The organism is Nocardioides sp. GCM10023255, from assembly GCF_042653125.1.
Taxonomy (GTDB): Bacteria; Actinomycetota; Actinomycetes; order Propionibacteriales; family Nocardioidaceae; genus Nocardioides.
This window is the reverse complement of record NZ_JBHSHU010000002.1, coordinates 249930-264177: the sequence shown is the minus strand read 5'-3', so window position 1 is coordinate 264177 and position 14248 is coordinate 249930. Positions and strand designations below refer to the sequence as shown.

The 14248-nt window shown below is 73.2% G+C and carries 14 protein-coding genes; 8 read left to right on the top strand and 6 right to left on the bottom strand.

Annotated features, from left to right (window positions below; all coding sequences use genetic code 11):
* Positions 1-1413, bottom strand: a complete 1413-nt coding sequence (locus ACFO9I_RS03555) for a WS/DGAT/MGAT family O-acyltransferase (RefSeq protein WP_379177857.1) — start codon at positions 1411-1413, stop codon at positions 1-3.
* 111 nt (positions 1414-1524) lie between these two features.
* On the opposite strand from ACFO9I_RS03555, the gene ACFO9I_RS03550 reads away from it, so the two are divergent.
* The 5 genes from ACFO9I_RS03550 (at position 1525) to ACFO9I_RS03530 (ending at position 5408) form a co-directional block, all read left to right on the top strand.
* Positions 1525-2217, top strand: coding sequence for an HNH endonuclease family protein (locus ACFO9I_RS03550; RefSeq protein ID WP_379177855.1), 693 nt, complete (start codon positions 1525-1527; stop codon positions 2215-2217).
* A 140-nt stretch (positions 2218-2357) separates the two neighbouring features.
* On the top strand, positions 2358-2669 hold the full coding sequence (locus ACFO9I_RS03545; RefSeq protein WP_379177853.1) for a hypothetical protein: 312 nt from the start codon (positions 2358-2360) through the stop codon (positions 2667-2669).
* Between the two features lie 41 nt (positions 2670-2710).
* Positions 2711-3811 carry an FUSC family protein gene (locus ACFO9I_RS03540; protein ID WP_379177851.1) on the top strand — a complete coding sequence of 367 codons (1101 nt, stop codon included), beginning with the start codon at positions 2711-2713 and terminating at the stop codon, positions 3809-3811.
* Positions 3808-4911 (top strand): DNA polymerase IV, encoded by a 1104-nt coding sequence (locus tag ACFO9I_RS03535; protein WP_379177849.1) that lies wholly within the window; start codon positions 3808-3810, stop codon positions 4909-4911. Before ACFO9I_RS03540 ends, ACFO9I_RS03535 begins: the two co-directional genes overlap by 4 nt.
* Positions 4908-5408 (top strand): hypothetical protein, encoded by a 501-nt coding sequence (locus tag ACFO9I_RS03530; protein ID WP_379177847.1) that lies wholly within the window; start codon positions 4908-4910, stop codon positions 5406-5408. The genes ACFO9I_RS03535 and ACFO9I_RS03530 overlap by 4 nt, the downstream gene beginning before the upstream one ends.
* A gap of 35 nt (positions 5409-5443) precedes the next feature.
* Here ACFO9I_RS03530 and ACFO9I_RS03525 read toward each other — a convergent pair whose 3' ends face one another.
* The gene (locus tag ACFO9I_RS03525; RefSeq protein ID WP_379177845.1) at positions 5444-6586 is read right to left on the bottom strand and encodes a glutamate--cysteine ligase; all 1143 of its coding nucleotides are present in this window, start codon (positions 6584-6586) and stop codon (positions 5444-5446) included.
* Between the two features lie 42 nt (positions 6587-6628).
* On the opposite strand from ACFO9I_RS03525, the gene ACFO9I_RS03520 reads away from it, so the two are divergent.
* Complete coding sequence (locus tag ACFO9I_RS03520; RefSeq protein WP_379177843.1) at positions 6629-8011, top strand: threonine/serine ThrE exporter family protein; 1383 nt, start codon at positions 6629-6631, stop codon at positions 8009-8011.
* A 4-nt stretch (positions 8012-8015) separates the two neighbouring features.
* On the opposite strand, the gene ACFO9I_RS03515 is transcribed toward ACFO9I_RS03520, so the two are convergent.
* The 3 genes from ACFO9I_RS03515 to ACFO9I_RS03505 are packed head-to-tail and all read right to left on the bottom strand — an operon-like array spanning position 8016 to position 10937.
* Positions 8016-8558 (bottom strand): DUF402 domain-containing protein, encoded by a 543-nt coding sequence (locus ACFO9I_RS03515; protein WP_379177841.1) that lies wholly within the window; start codon positions 8556-8558, stop codon positions 8016-8018.
* Positions 8559-8574: 16 nt separating this feature from the next.
* Positions 8575-9417, bottom strand: coding sequence for an SDR family NAD(P)-dependent oxidoreductase (locus ACFO9I_RS03510; protein ID WP_379177839.1), 843 nt, complete (start codon positions 9415-9417; stop codon positions 8575-8577).
* Entirely contained in the window at positions 9414-10937 is a 1524-nt protein-coding gene (locus tag ACFO9I_RS03505) for a flavin-containing monooxygenase (protein ID WP_379177837.1), read from the bottom strand. Before ACFO9I_RS03505 ends, ACFO9I_RS03510 begins: the two co-directional genes overlap by 4 nt.
* 49 nt (positions 10938-10986) lie before the next feature.
* Here ACFO9I_RS03505 and ACFO9I_RS03500 point away from each other — a divergent pair, with 49 nt between their 5' ends.
* Positions 10987-11619: a TetR/AcrR family transcriptional regulator gene (locus ACFO9I_RS03500; RefSeq protein ID WP_379177835.1), complete on the top strand. Its 633-nt coding sequence runs from the start codon at positions 10987-10989 to the stop codon at positions 11617-11619.
* 40 nt (positions 11620-11659) lie between these two features.
* On the top strand, positions 11660-12103 hold the full coding sequence (locus tag ACFO9I_RS03495; protein WP_379177833.1) for a pyridoxamine 5'-phosphate oxidase family protein: 444 nt from the start codon (positions 11660-11662) through the stop codon (positions 12101-12103).
* A gap of 27 nt (positions 12104-12130) precedes the next feature.
* Here ACFO9I_RS03495 and ACFO9I_RS03490 read toward each other — a convergent pair whose 3' ends face one another.
* Positions 12131-14101: an ArnT family glycosyltransferase gene (locus tag ACFO9I_RS03490; protein ID WP_379177831.1), complete on the bottom strand. Its 1971-nt coding sequence runs from the start codon at positions 14099-14101 to the stop codon at positions 12131-12133.
* Positions 14102-14248 lie beyond the last annotated feature (147 nt).

Here is a 14248-nt window from a genome sequence, read left to right as displayed (position 1 = left end):
TCAGGGGCAGACCGCCTTCTCCAGCGCCGTCACCTCGTCGTCGAGGTGGGTCAGCAAGCGCTGCAGGTGCGGCACGGTGCGCCGACAGCCGGTCAGGCCGAAGTCCATGTTGCCGTCGTACGACGTGCAGGTGATGTTGAGGGCCATGCCGTTGATCGGGATCGAGAGGGGGTACTGCCCGACCAGCTTCGCGCCGTTCCAGTAGTGGGTGGTCCGGGGACCCGGCACGTTGCTGATGATCAGGTTGTACGGCGGCCGCACGATGCCCTGCATCTTCAGCAGCGGCGGCAGGATCGCCGGCGCCTGCCCGAGGGCGCTCATCGCCAGGATCTGCATCGGCGTCATGCTGGAGAGCGCCCGCTTGCCGTCGACCATCGAGAGGTGGATGGCGGCGAGGCGGTCGGCCGGGTCCTCGAGGTCGGTGCCGAGCTTGCACATCACCGCGCCGACGGCGTTGCCGCCCTCGGCGGAGGCCAGCTGCGACTGCTTGGCGTTCAGCCCGACCGGCACCATCGCCACGAGCGGGGCCTCCGGGAGGGCGCCGAGCTCGAGCAGGTAGGTGCGCACGGCGCCGGCGCACATCGCCAGCACCACGTCGTTCAGCGTGGCGCCGCTGGCCCTGCCGATGGCGCGGAGCCGCTCGATCGGCCAGTCCTGGGCGGCGAAGCGGCGGGAGCCGGTGATGCTGGTGTTGAACATCGTGCGCGGGGCGTAGAGGGAGAGCGACGAGGTCTCGTTGCGGACGCTCTTGTTGAGGGTCCGCACCAGGGCGCCGGGCAGGCCGGCGGCCTCGGCGGTGATGCCGAGCGCGGTCCGGAACGCCGCCAGCGGCACCTGGGCCAGGTCGTGGTGCGCCGGTTCCTGCGAGCTCTCCTCGGCGCGCGCGGCTCGGCCCGGCCGCACCCCCCACGGCGCGGGCATGCCGCGCTTCTCGGGGTCGGTCGTGAGCACGCTCTGGATCAGCCGCATCGCCGAGACGCCGTCGACGAGGGCGTGGTGGGTCTTGGTGTACATCGCCACGCGGCCGTCGCGCAGGCCCTCGATGACGTGCGCCTCCCACAGCGGTCGCTCCCACGCCAGCCGGGTGCCGTGCAGGCGACCGCAGAGCTCGAGCAGCTCGCGCACCCGGCCGGGCTTCGGCAGGGCGCTGTGCCGCACGTGGTGCTCGATGTCGAACTGGTCGTCGTTCTCCCACACCAGCTGGCCGGCCGTCCGGAGCGACCGCTTGGGGTGCTTGAGGAAGAGGGGCGAGATCTCCTCGACGTCGCGCATCTGCTCGAACATCTCGCGCACGTAGCCGCGGCCGGCCCCCTCCGGCTTCTCGAAGAGCTGGAGACCTCCCACGTGCATGGGCTGGCTGCGGTTCTCGGCGAGGAGGAAGGCTGTCGACGTCGGATCGATCGGTGAGACCACGCGTACCCCGTTTCTGGTCGTGACGTCCGATCCTTGCCGCTGGTGGCGGTCGCCACAAGGGCAGTACGCAGTGACGCCCCTGACGTCCCGCAGGTCCGTACCATGCGGGACATGGCGAACGGACCTCTCGGACCTCATCCCCCCCTCGGCCTGCTGGGCCGTCTGTTGGGCCGCCTGCTGGTGGTGGTGGGCCTGGTCGTCGGCGGGCTCGCCGTACCGGCCGCGGCCTCGGCGGACAGCTACTCCGCGCCGCTGCGGCGCGCCGTCTCCGACCTGCGCGTGGCGTCCGAGGTGCGCACCGGCTACGACCGCGACCTGTTCCCGCACTGGGTCGACGCGGACGGCGACGGGTGCAGCACCCGCAACGAGGTGCTGATCGCGGAGGCCGACGACCCGGTCACCGTCGGTGCCGGCTGCTCGCTCAGCGGCGGCCGCTGGTTCTCCTACTACGACCGGGTGTCGTGGACCGACACCGGCCGCATCGACATCGACCACATGGTGCCGCTGGCCGAGGCCTGGGACTCGGGGGCACGGCGCTGGCGGACGAAGATCCGTCAGGCCTACGCCAACGACCTCGGGGACGGTCGCACCCTGGTGGGGGTCACCGACAGCGTCAACCAGTCCAAGGGCGACCAGGACCCCGCCGAGTGGATGCCGGACTTCGGCACCTGCCGCTACGTGCGCGAGTGGGTGGCGGTCAAGCACCGGTGGCGGCTGAGCGTCGACCGGGGCGAGAAGGCCGCGCTGGCCTCCCTCGCCGCCGACTGCACGAACACGACGATCACGGTCGAGCTCGCTCGCTGACGGGCCACCTGCCGTCCACAGGCGGGTCGCCGGGACCGCTCGTCCCCAGGCCCCTCCGCGACGACCCGGCTCGGTCCCTTCCCGCTCCTAGCGTCCTGCGTACGCCGGAACTCGCCGGCGTCTGACCGCAGGAGCACCACATGAAGAACCTCATCGCCGTCGGGGCCGTCGTCACCGCCCTCGTCACCGGAGGAGGGGCCGCCTGGGCCGCCGTCGGCGACGCGCCCGGGCCGGGCACGATCGTCGACGTCAGCGGCGACGCCGACAACGGCTTCACCATCGAGCACTACGACGGAAGCACCGACTACCCGCCGACCCTCTCCGAGGCGCGGGCCGAGTGCGAGGAGTACCGCCACCACGTCTCCGTCGTCCGCTGCCGGACGCACGTGCGGGTCTGGTACCGAGGCATGGGCCGGCTGAAGCGCGCGCTCGACTACGCCCACGCGCAGTAGGGCGACCGCGCGCGGGGCCGCCGCGTGGCAGGATCTGCGCCATGGAGGCCGGACCACTCGACCGCTTGTGGAGTCGTGGCCGCACCTCCCTGCGGGCGCGGGTCCGGCGGTGGGAGTCCAAGCGCTGGCAGATCGCGCAGTGCTCCCTCGCGGCGGGCGCTGCGTGGCTGGTCGCCTCCGACGTGCTCCACCACGACACGCCCTTCTTCGCGCCGATCGCCGCGGTGGTCAGCCTCGGCACCTCCTACGGCCAGCGGCTGCGCCGGGTGGTCGAGGTGACCATCGGCGTGGCCGTCGGGGTCTTCCTCGCCGACCTGCTGGTGGCCTGGCTGGGGCAGGGGTTCTGGCAGCTGTCGTTGATCGTCGCGCTGGCGATGTCGACGGCGTTCCTGCTCGACGGCGGCCAGCTGTTCGTCACCCAGGCGGCCGTCCAGTCGATCGTGGTCGCCACGCTGATCCCCGACCCCGGGGCGGCGCTGACCCGGTGGACCGACGCGCTGGTCGGTGGTGCCGTGGCGCTGGTCGCGGCCACCGCGGTTCCGGCCGCGCCGCTGCGCCGTCCCCGGGAGCAGGCAGCCGTGGTGATGCGCAAGATCGCGGCGCTGCTGCGCGCAGCGGGGGAGGTGATGGTCGACGGCGAGGTCGAGCGCGCGCTCGCACTGCTCGCCGACGCACGCTCGACCGACCACCTGATCCGGGAGCTGCAGGACGCCGCCGACGAGGGGCTCTCGGTGGTGGCGTCCTCGCCGTTCCGGGTCCGGCACAAGGGCAACCTGCGCCGGATGGTGGAGCTGGTCGACCCGCTGGACCGGGCGCTGCGCAGCACCCGGGTGCTGGTGCGCCAGACGGCGGTGGCCGCCTACCACCGGCGCCCGGTGCCCAGCTCCTACTCGCTGCTCGCCCTCGACCTCGCCGACGCCGCCGACGTGGTCGCGGCCGAGCTGAGCGCGGACCAGATGGCGGTCGGCGCGCGCCCGGCGCTGCTCGCGGTCGGCAACGCGACCGGCCAGGTCGAGCGCACCGACCAGCTGACCGCCGAGGTGGTGCTGGCCCAGATCCGCTCCGTGGTCGTCGACCTGCTGATGCTCACCGGGCTCGACCAGCTCGAGTCCACCGACGCCCTGCCCCCGCCACCGCGATGACCGGGACCGGGGCCGGCCGTCCGGCTGCTCGACGGTGGGTGCTGCACGTGGACCTCGACCAGTTCATCGCCGCGGTCGAGGTGCTGCGCCGGCCCGAGCTCGCCGGGCTGCCCGTGGTCGTCGGCGGTCGTGGGGACCCGACCGAGCGGGGCGTGGTCGCGACCGCGTCGTACGAAGCCCGCGAGCACGGGGTCGGGTCGGGGATGCCGCTGCGGCTGGCCAAGCGCAAGTGCCCGGACGCGGTGTTCCTGCCCGCCGACCACGCGGCGTACGACGCCGCCTCCCACGAGGTCATGGAGACGCTGCGCTCGCTGACCTGGCGGGGCGCGCCGCTGGTGGTCGAGGTGCTCGGCTGGGACGAGGCGTTCGTGGCGGCCGGGGAGGGGGAGGGGGGTGGGTCCCCCGAGCAGGGCGATCCCCGGGAGCTGGCCGACCTGATCCGGGCCCGGGTCCTGGAGGCGACCGGGCTGCACTGCTCGGTCGGGATCGGCGACAACAAGCTGCGCGCCAAGATCGCCACCGACTTCGGCAAGCCCCGTGGCGTGGCCCGGCTGACGGCCGACACCTGGTTCGAGGTGATGGGGGACCGGCCGACCGACGCGTTGTGGGGGATCGGCCGCAAGACCGCGAAGAAGCTGGCGGCCCTCGGCATCGACACCGTCGCCCAGCTCGCGGCCTCGGACGCGCGGGTCCTCGCGGCCGAGCTCGGCCCGACGATGGGGCCGTGGTACCACCGGCTCGGGCGCGGTGAGGACTCCAGCCCCGTCGACGCCACGCCGTGGGTGCCGCGGGCGCACGGCCGGGAGGAGACCTACCAGGTCGACCTCGAGGACTGGGCGCAGATCGCGGCCGAGGTGCGCGGCCTGACCCGGCGGGTGGTCGCCGACATCGACCGCGAGGGCCGGCCGGCGGCCCGGGTGGGGATCAAGGTGCGGTTCCGGCCGTTCACCACGCTGACCCGCAGCCTCACCCTGCCGGAGCCGACCAACGACCCCGAGGTGCTCGCCGACGCGGCGGTCTCGCTGCTGGACCGGGTCGGGCACGACCGGGCCGTGCGCCTGCTCGGCGTCCGCCTGGAGATGACGGAGCCGGGTCCGTGATCGGCGACCGGTGGGGCGTGACCGAGGACGAGGTCGCCCGTGAGTACCCGTGCGACGGGTTCGTGCCGGCGCCGACCCTGCAGGCCTGGCGCGGGGTGACCGTGCACGCGGCCCCGGCCGTGGTGTGGGACTGGGTCGTCCAGGTCCGTTGGGCGCCGTACTCCTACGACTGGATCGACAACCTCGGGCGCCGTTCGCCGCGGCACCTGCTCGACGCGCCGGCGCCCGCGCCCGGCGACCGGTTCACCAGCACCGCGGGCCGCCCGGCGGGCCGCCTGCTGGCGGTCGAGCCGGGCGTGCACTACACCGGCCGGATCATGGGCGCGGTGATGTCCTACGTGGTCGTGCCGGTCGACGAGCGCACGACCAGGCTGCTGCTCAAGGTCGTCATGGGCTCGCACCGCTGGCTCGCTCCCGCCGTCTCGGCGGGCGACCTGGTGATGGCGCGACGCCAGCTGCTCAACCTCAAGCGGCTCGCCGAGGGCCACCCCGGATGAGGCCCTCGTCCTGACCGACGAGCGGCGTGGCGACGTCAGCCGCCGTCGCGCCCGAGCCCGGCCCGCAGCTCCCGGACCACCGAGTCGACGACGGCGACCAGGTCGCCCCCGGTCCGCTCGGCGACCGCGCGCTGCCGCTGGTACGACGCACCGCGCTGCGGGATGTCGGCCACCCCGGCCAGCTCGGCGGAGCAGCCCAGCCGGTCGGCCACCGGCTCCAGGCGCGCCAGCAGGTCGGCGAGGTCCTCGGTGACCAGTCGCTCGTTCGACGCGGCGTCCAGGACGACGATCGCGTCCAGGCCGTACCGGGCCGCGCGCCACTTGTTCTCCTGCACGTGCCACGGCGGCATCGTGGGCAGCCGCTCGCCGGCCGCCGCGCGGGTGTCCAGGTCCACCACCAGGCAGTGCATGAGCGCCACCAGCGAGGCCAGGTCGTCGAAGTCGGAGATGCCGTCGCAGACACGGTTCTCCAGGGTGCCCAGCCGGGTGGCCGGGCGCACGTCCCAACGGATCTCGGAGAGCTCCTCGATCACGCCGGTGACCAGCTGGTCGGAGGCGAAGGCCTCGAACTCCGACCACTGCTCGAACTGGAACGGCAGGCCGGCCGTGGGCAGCTGCTGGAACATCAGTGCGCGGTTGGAGGCGTAGCCGGTGTCGACCCCGGCCCAGATCGGCGAGGACGCCGACAGGGCCAGCAGGTGCGGGTAGTGGTTCAGCAGCGAGGAGAGCACCGGCATCACCCGCTCCTTCGACGGCAGCCCGACGTGGACGTGCACGCCCCAGATCAGCATCTGGCGGCCCCACCACTGGGTGCGGTTGATCAGCTCCTCGTAGCGGTGCCCCTCGGTGAGCTGCTGGCGGGTCCAGGAGGCGAACGGGTGGGTGCCCCCGCCGTACAGGTCCACGCCGAGCCGGTCGGCCACCGGCACGACCGACTCGACGGTGCGGCGCAGGTCGGCCATCGCCTCGCCCACCGTGCCGCAGACCCCGGTCACGATCTCGACGGTGTTGCGCAGCAGCTCCTTGTGCAGCCGTCCCTCGTCTGGCAGCCGCGGCCCCGCGGCGGCGAACAGCTCGGCCGCGTTGTTGCTCAGGTCGCGGCTCGACTTGTCGACGAGGGCCAGCTCCCACTCGACACCGATCGTCGGCTCGGGGGAAGCCCGGAAGTCGATGCGCACCCGGACAGCGAAGCACATCCGCGCCCTGCCAGCATGGTCCCCATGCTGGAGGCTCGCGCACTGAACCTGACGCTGGACTTCTGCCTCAGGGTCGGCGAGATGCTCCTCTCCTCCGGAGCGGGCGCCGCCGACGTCACCGCGACCATGCGGGCGCTGGCCTGGCACCTCGGTGTCCGGCACCCCGACATCGACGTCACCTTCACCTCGCTGTCGATGAGCTTCCAGCACAGTCCCGAGGACCCGCCGCTGATCCAGATCCGCCAGGTCAAGCAGCGCGACATCGACTACGAGGACCTGACCCTGGTCGACCACCTGGTCCGCGACGTGCTCTCGGACCGGGTGGACCTGATGGAGGCCCGCACCACGCTGGCCCGGATCGTCTCCTCGGGCCACGCCACCCCGCGCTGGGTGGTCACGCTCGGTTGGGGCGTGATGTGCGCCGGCGTCGGCCTCCAGCTCGGCGGCACGGCCACGGTCGTGGCGATCGCGTTCGCCGCCGCGGTGTGCATCGACCGGTCCCAGCTGCTGATGTCGCGGCGCCGGCTGCCGTTCTTCTACCAGCAGGTCGCCGGCGGCGGCATCGCGACGATCCTGGCCGCCCTCGCGGCCTCCACCGGGCTGGTCGACGACCCCTCGCTGGTCGTGACCGCGAACATCGTCATGCTGCTGGCCGGGATCGGGTTCATGGGTGCGTTGCAGGACGCCCTCTCCGGCTTCTACGTCACCGGTGGCGCCCGCCTCACCGAGGCGCTGCTGGCGACCTCCGGCATCATCGCCGGCGTCAGCGGCGGCCTGACCCTGGCGGGCCTGTTCGGGGTCGAGATCGGCCGCCTCGACCCCGGCGCCGGCGGCAGCGTCAAGGCGGTCTCGATGATGGCGCTGGGCGGCGCGATCTGTGCCGGGGCGTTCGCGTTCTCCTCCTACGCGCCGAGGCGCATCATCGTGCCGATCGCCGGCATCGCCGCGCTTGCCATGGTCATCTCCCAGACCCTGGCCCTGCAGGACGCGGGGCGGACGTGGCCCACGGCCCTGGCGGCGTTCTTCATCGGCCTGGTCAGCTACACCGTCGCCGGGCGGCTGCGGGTGCCGCCGCTGGTGGTCGTGGTGTCGGCCGTCGTGCCGCTGCTCCCCGGGCTCTCGATCTACCGCGGGCTCTCGCTGCTGGCCGAGGGCAACGGCTCGACCTCGACGTCCGAGGGGCTGCTCGCGATGGTGACCGCCGCCTCGGTCGCGACCGCGCTGGCCTCCGGGGTGATCCTGGGGGAGTACGTCGCCCAGCCGCTCAAGCGCGAGGCCCAGAAGCTGGAGAGCCGGCTGGCCGGCCCGCGTCTGGTCGGTCCGCTCAAGGTGCGGACCAGCCGCAAGGCGCGGCGCGAGGCACGCCGGGAGGGGCAGGACGCCGCCGGCGCCCTGGTCGAGGACTGATGCGTCAGCGGGACGCGAGCACCGCCAGCCAGGCCGCGCTGCTGCCGTCGTACGGCGCGTGCCCGGCCGAGACCGCGGCCTGGACCCGGTCGCAGGACCGCATCGCGAGCCGGGCGATCTCCTCGGGGTAGTCGAACCGGATCCGGTGCTCGGCGAACTCGTCCTCGTCGTCGACCCACACCCGGCCGGTGGTCCCGCGCACCACGTCGAGGTCGAGGTCGACCGCGCGCAGCACCGGCCCGTCCCACACCGGCGGGGTGGTCATGTCGACGTAGACCTGCACCGGCCCGCCGACCGCGTGGAAGGTCGCCAGCCAGCCGCGCTCCTCGTCCGGGCCGGGCGCCGGCACCAGGCCGACCTGGTCGACGGGGGCGACGTAGTCGGCGCCGGGCCTCGACATGCGGGTGCCGCCGGGGATGCCGACCCAGTCGCCGTGCTCGTCGGAGCCGAGCAGCACCGCGTCGAACTCCCAGTGCGGGCGGTCGCCCCACTTGGTCATCACCATCCGGACGGCAGCACCCGGGCCCGGGCGGTCAGCGTGCGTCACACGCCGGTTCTACCACTCAGACGACGGTCGTCTTCGGCGGCACGACCTTCTGGCTGACCGTGGCGATGATGTCCTGGTAGCGCGATCCGGTGAGCTTGGCGAGGTGGTGCAGCGCGTGCGCGTCGAGGCCGACGAGCACCCGGGCCTTGTTGCCCAGGATGCCCTTCACGATGATCTCGGCGGCGCGCTCCGGGGTCATCCGGGCCAGCTTCTCGTCGAAGAGCCGCGCGGTCGCGTCCTTGTCCTCGCGGGCCGAGACCCGGGCGTTGCGGGCGATGGCGGTCTTGATGCCGCCCGGGTGCACGGCGGTCACGCCCACGGGGTGCCCGGCGATCAGCATCTCCTCGCGCAGCGCCTCGGTCAGCCCGCGCACGGCGTACTTGGTCGCGTTGTAGGCGCTCTGGCCCGGCATGGAGATCAGCCCGAAGAGCGAGGAGAGGTTCACGACGTGGCCGTCGCCGGAGGCGATCAGGTGCGGCAGGAACTCCTTGGTGCCGTGCACGACGCCCCAGAAGTTCACCCCCACGATCCAGTCCATGTCCTCGTAGGTCAGGTCGACCAGGTCGCCGGCCAGCGCGACGCCGGCGTTGTTGATCACGACGTTGACCCGGCCGAACTGCCCGGCCACGGCGGCGGCGTACGCCGCGAAGGCGGCCCGGTCGGCGACGTCGAGGCGGTCGCTGCGCACCTCACGCGCGCCGGCGGTGGTGGCCAGCTCGACGGTCCGTGCCAGCCCGGCCTCGTCCACGTCGGAGAGCGCGAGCAGCGAGCCGCGACGGGCGGCGTTGACGGCGAGCGCGCGTCCGATGCCGGAGCCGGCCCCGGTGATCACGACGACCTTGTCCTCGAGGGTCTTCATGCGGTCACTTCCTCGGTCTGGCGGGGTCGGGTGGTGGTGCGGGGCGCGGTGACGTCGTACGCCGCCACGTCGAAGCGGGACAGCAGCCCGCGGAAGGCGAAGGTGGAGCGCGGCCACAGGGTCGTGTTGCGCCCGTGGTCGTCGAGGTACCAGCTCGAGCATCCTCCCGTGCTCCACACGGTCCTCCTCATCCGCCGCTGGAGGTCGGCGTTCCACGCCCGGGTGGCCTCCGGCGTGGGCTCCACGGCGGCGTACCGGTGTGCGTCCATCGTGCGGATCGCGTCGCGGAGGTACTCCACCTGCGACTCGATCACGAAGACCATGCTCGAGTGGCCCAGGCCGGTGTTCGGGCCGACCAGCATGAACAGGTTGGGGAAGCCGGGCACGGTGGTGCCCTTGTAGGCCGCCATCCCGCTCTCGCGCCACTGCGCGGCCAGGGTCCGGCCCCCGCGGCCGGTGACGTGCTCGGTGATCGGCAGCTCGGTGGTGAAGAAGCCGGTGGCCACGACGAGCACGTCGACCGGGCGCTCGACGCCGTCCTCGGTGACGACGGCGTCGGCGGTGACCCTGCTGATCCGGTCGGTGACGACCTCGACGTTGTCGGAGTCCAGTGCGGGGTAGTAGGTGTTGGAGATCAGGATCCGCTTGCAGCCGATCTCGAAGGTCGGCGTCAGCCGCTCCCGCAGCGCGGGGTCGGACACGCCCCGGGCGAGGTTGGCCAGCGCCATCTTCTTCGCGGGCAGCGCCAGCTTCGGCTGCAGGGTGAAGCCGGGTACGTAGGTCTCCCGGCCCCAGTAGATCGCGGTCCGGTAGAGCTTCTGCAGGCCCGGGACGTGGCGCAGGGCCAGCTTCTCGAGCCGGCCGTAGCGCCGGTCGTTGCGGGGGAGGACGTACGGCGCGGTGCGCTGGTAGACGTCGAGGTGCCCGACCTGCTTCTGGATCTCGGGGATGATCTGGATGGCCGAGGCCCCGGTGCCGATGACGGCGACCCGCTTGCCGGTGAGGTCGACGTCGTGGTCCCAGCGGGCGGAGTGGAACATCTCGCCGCGGAAGTCCTCGATGCCGTCGATGTCGGGCAGCCGCGGCTCGGAGAGGCCGCCCGCGCCGAGCACGAGCGTGGTGGAGGTGATCGTGGTCCGGCCGCGGGCGTCGGAGACCTCGGTGCGCCAGACCTGGGCCTCGTCGTCCCAGGCGGCCGACTCCAGCGTGGTGTGGAACCGGAACCGGTCGAGGGTGCCGGACTCCGCGGCGACGCGCCGGAGGTAGGCCTGGATCTCCGGCTGGGGGGAGAACGACATCGACCAGTCGGGGTTGGGGGCGAACGAGAACGAGTAGAGCTGGCTCGGCACGTCGCAGGCCGCGCCGGGGTAGGTGTTGTCGCGCCAGGTGCCGCCGACGTCGCCGCCCTTCTCGATGACCAGGAAGTCGTCCTCGCCGTCCTCGGCCAGCTTGATCGCCGCACACAGTCCGGCGAAGCCGGCGCCCACGACGAGGTGCTTCACGTGCCCCGGGGAAGTCATGGCCCGACGGTATTGGCGTTATTGAACAAGTGTCAATAGAATGCCCGTCGTGACGGCCGACACACCCCCCGACGCTCCCGCCCCGCGTGAGCCCGGGGCCGCGCGCACCCGGCTCAGCCCGGAGCAGCGCCGTTCCCAGCTGCTCGACCTCGGCGTGCGCCTGCTCGCGACGCGCTCGCTCGACGAGCTCTCGATCGACCTGCTGGCCGAGGAGGCGGGCATCTCCCGGGGGCTGCTCTACCACTACTTCGGCAACAAGCACGCCTTCCACGAGGCCGTCGTACGCCGGGCCGCGGACGACCTGATCGCCCAGACCGCGCCGCCGGTGGACGGCGAGCCGCTGGAGCGGCTGCTGATCTCGGTGACGGCGTACCTCGACTACGTGGTCGCCAACCACGAGGGCTACCTCTCGCTGGTCAAGGGCGCGGCGAGCGGCAACGACACGCTGCGCGAGATCTACGACGAGGCCCGCTCGGCGCTGACCGACCGGATCTTCCGGGAGGACGCGCAGGGGCAGATCATCCCGGACACGCCCGCGACCCGGCTCGTCGTGCGCGGGTGGGCGGCGATGACCGAGGAGCTGGTGCTGACGTGGGTGCGCGACCCCGCCGGGGTCAGCCGCGAGGAGCTGCTGGCGGTGATCGCCGCGTCCCTGCCGGCCCTGGTGGAGGTGCTGCCCTGAGATCCGCCCGCGGCCACCGGGGCCGGGGGATACTGGGGACATGGACGAGCTCGTCGAGCTCTCGGTGGCGGAGTGCCTCGACCTGTTGTCGACCGACACGGTCGGCCGGGTCGCCTTCGTGACGCCCGCCGGGCCGCGGCTGGTGCCGGTGAACTACGCGCTGCACGAGGACGCGGTCGAGATGCGGACCACGGCGTACAGCGAGCTGGGGGTGTACGCCCCCGGCCACGAGATCGCCTTCGAGATCGACCAGCTCGACGGCCAGCGACGCCGCGGCTGGAGCGTCGTCGCGCACGGCGTGTGCGAACGCATCGAGGAGCCGAACGCCGGCAGCTGGCACCGCACCGGCCCGGGGCCCGAACCCTGGGCGGGCGGCGTCCGGCCGCTGTGGCTGCGGCTGGAGTGGCGCGAGCTCACCGGCCGCCGGGTCGGTGGGCAGCACTGGCCGCACCCCGTGGTCAGCGGGCGCGGCCGGGGCTACTGAGCGTCCCGGGCCGGGTTGCGGGCCGGGCTACTGGACGCCGCTGGACAGGTCGTAGACCGTCACCCCGTCCACGGTCTGCGCCTCGAAGCTGGCCGCCACCCAGGTCGCGATCTCGGTCGAGGAGCTCCCGCTCGCGCCGGGACCGCCCATGCCGCTCATGCCGCCGCCGGCGATGAACCAGTGGATCTCGCCGTCGGCCACGTAGGTCTGGAACTCCTCCAGCGTCGGGCTGGGGTCGCTGCCGTTGAAGCCGCCGATCGCCATCACCGGCTCCTCGCTCGCCAGCTGGTAGCCCGCGGCGGAGTTGGACCCGACCGCGGCCGCGACCCACGTGTAGGCGTCGGCGTCGGTCTGGAGCAGGGCGGTGAGCGCGGCGCTCGAGGTGCTGCCGATCAGGAGCCCGCCGGCGCTCGAGCCGCCGGTCGTGCCCGTGCCCCCCGGGCCACCACCCATCCCACCGGGGCCGCCCATCCCACCCGGGCCGCCCATCCCACCCGGGCCGCCCTGGCTGCTCGGCCCGGCGCTGGGGATGGAGCCGGTGTGCGGCGTGGCCGCGGTGGCGAGGGAGTTCGCCGTGGGGCCGGCCAGCGCGGCCACGAGCGCGGTCACTGCCACCGCGCGGCCCGCCTGGCGTGGCAGGTGCCGGACGCCGGCCAGCATCAGCGCGGCCGCGAACCCGAGGGTCGCCACGGCGTACTTCAGCCACGGGTGCCAGTCACCGGCCCGGTCGAGGAGGAAGAACGCGAGTGCGGACGTGCACGCGGTGGCCAGGGCCAGCAGGCCGGACGCGACGAGGGAGTCGCGGTGGCGCCACAGCGTGTGGGCACCGATCGCGACCAGCGCCGCGATCGCGGGGGCGAGGGCCACGGTGTAGTAGGCGTGGAAGATGCCGGCCATGAAGCTGAAGGTCAGGGCCGTGACCAGCAGCCAGCCGAGCCAGAGCGCCAGCCCGGCCTGGACCCGGCGCGGCCGGTCGAGGCCGCGCGCGAGCCAGAGCCCGGCCACGCCGAGCACCAGCGCCGCGGGCAGCAGCCAGGCGACCTGACCGCCGATCTCGCTGTCGAACATCCGCAGGACGCCGGTCTCGCCCCAGCCGCCGTTGCCGCCGACCGAGCCGGTCTCGTCACCGGTGAGCCGGCCGAGGCCGTTGTAGCCGAGGGTCAGCTCGAGGATCGAGTCGTCCTGGCTGCCGCCGATGTAGGGGCGTGAGGACGCCGGCCACAGCGAGACGATGGTGACCCACCAGCCGCCGGCGAGGACCATGGCCCCGAACGCGACCAGCAGGTGGCCGACCCTCCTGCGCAGCGGGATCGCGGCGAAGACGGCGTACACCAGCGCCAGCGCGGGCAGGACCAGGAAGGCCTGCAGCATCTTGGTGAGGAACGCCAGGCCGACCAGCGCTCCGCCCAGCGCCAGCCACCGCACCGGCCGCCCGCCCTCGGCCGCCCGGGTCGCGTCGACCGCACGCTGGGTGGCGTAGGCGGACCCGACCAGCAGCAGCACCAGCAGGGCGTCGGGGTTGTCGAAGCGGAACATCAGCACGGCCACGGGCGTCAGCGCCAGGGTCGCACCGGCGAGCAGACCCGCGGCCGCGGACCCCGTCGTACGCCGTACGGCGACGTGGAGCAGCGCGACAGCGGCCACCCCCTCGAGCGCCTGGGGCACGAGGATGCTCCACGAGGAGAGCCCGAAGAGGCGTACCGAGAGCGCCATGGGCCACAGCGAGAGCGGGGTCTTGTCGACGGTGATGGAGCTCGCCGCGTCCGAGGAGCCGAAGAAGAAAGCCTTCCACGACTCCGACCCTGCCTGCGCCGCGGCGGCGTAGAACGAGTTGGCCCACCCGGAGCTGCCCAGCCCCCAGAGGTAGAGCGCCGCGGTCCCGAGCAGCAGCCCGGCCAGCGCCAGCCGCTCCCACGGCCGGGACGCCGGCGCCGGTCCGCGTGTCGACGGTGGTGCGGTGGGCGAGGTGGAGGGTGCAGGCAGGGTCTGGGTCGTCATGGCCCGCAGCCTGTCGGCCCGGTCTGGCACCCCCGTCGGTCCGCCCTGTGGGCCCCCTGTGAACGGATAGTCCGGCACGTTTCGAGGTGATCCCGTCAGAGAACGTGCCGGACTATCCGTCGGCGCCGCCATCACGACAGAAACGTG

Bases quoted from the DNA above. Each gene is read 5' to 3' on its own strand.
- ACFO9I_RS03550 (WP_379177855.1), top strand. From the start codon at position 1,525: ATGGCGAACGGACCTCTCGGACCTCATCCCCCCCTCGGCCTGCTGGGC.
- ACFO9I_RS03545 (WP_379177853.1), top strand. From the start codon at position 2,358: ATGAAGAACCTCATCGCCGTCGGGGCCGTCGTCACCGCCCTCGTCACC.
- ACFO9I_RS03540 (WP_379177851.1), top strand. From the start codon at position 2,711: ATGGAGGCCGGACCACTCGACCGCTTGTGGAGTCGTGGCCGCACCTCC.
- ACFO9I_RS03535 (WP_379177849.1), top strand. From the start codon at position 3,808: ATGACCGGGACCGGGGCCGGCCGTCCGGCTGCTCGACGGTGGGTGCTG.
- ACFO9I_RS03520 (WP_379177843.1), top strand. From the start codon at position 6,629: ATGCTGGAGGCTCGCGCACTGAACCTGACGCTGGACTTCTGCCTCAGG.
- ACFO9I_RS03510 (WP_379177839.1), bottom strand. From the start codon at position 9,417: ATGAAGACCCTCGAGGACAAGGTCGTCGTGATCACCGGGGCCGGCTCC.
- ACFO9I_RS03505 (WP_379177837.1), bottom strand. From the start codon at position 10,937: ATGACTTCCCCGGGGCACGTGAAGCACCTCGTCGTGGGCGCCGGCTTC.
- ACFO9I_RS03495 (WP_379177833.1), top strand. From the start codon at position 11,660: ATGGACGAGCTCGTCGAGCTCTCGGTGGCGGAGTGCCTCGACCTGTTG.
- ACFO9I_RS03490 (WP_379177831.1), bottom strand. From the start codon at position 14,101: ATGACGACCCAGACCCTGCCTGCACCCTCCACCTCGCCCACCGCACCA.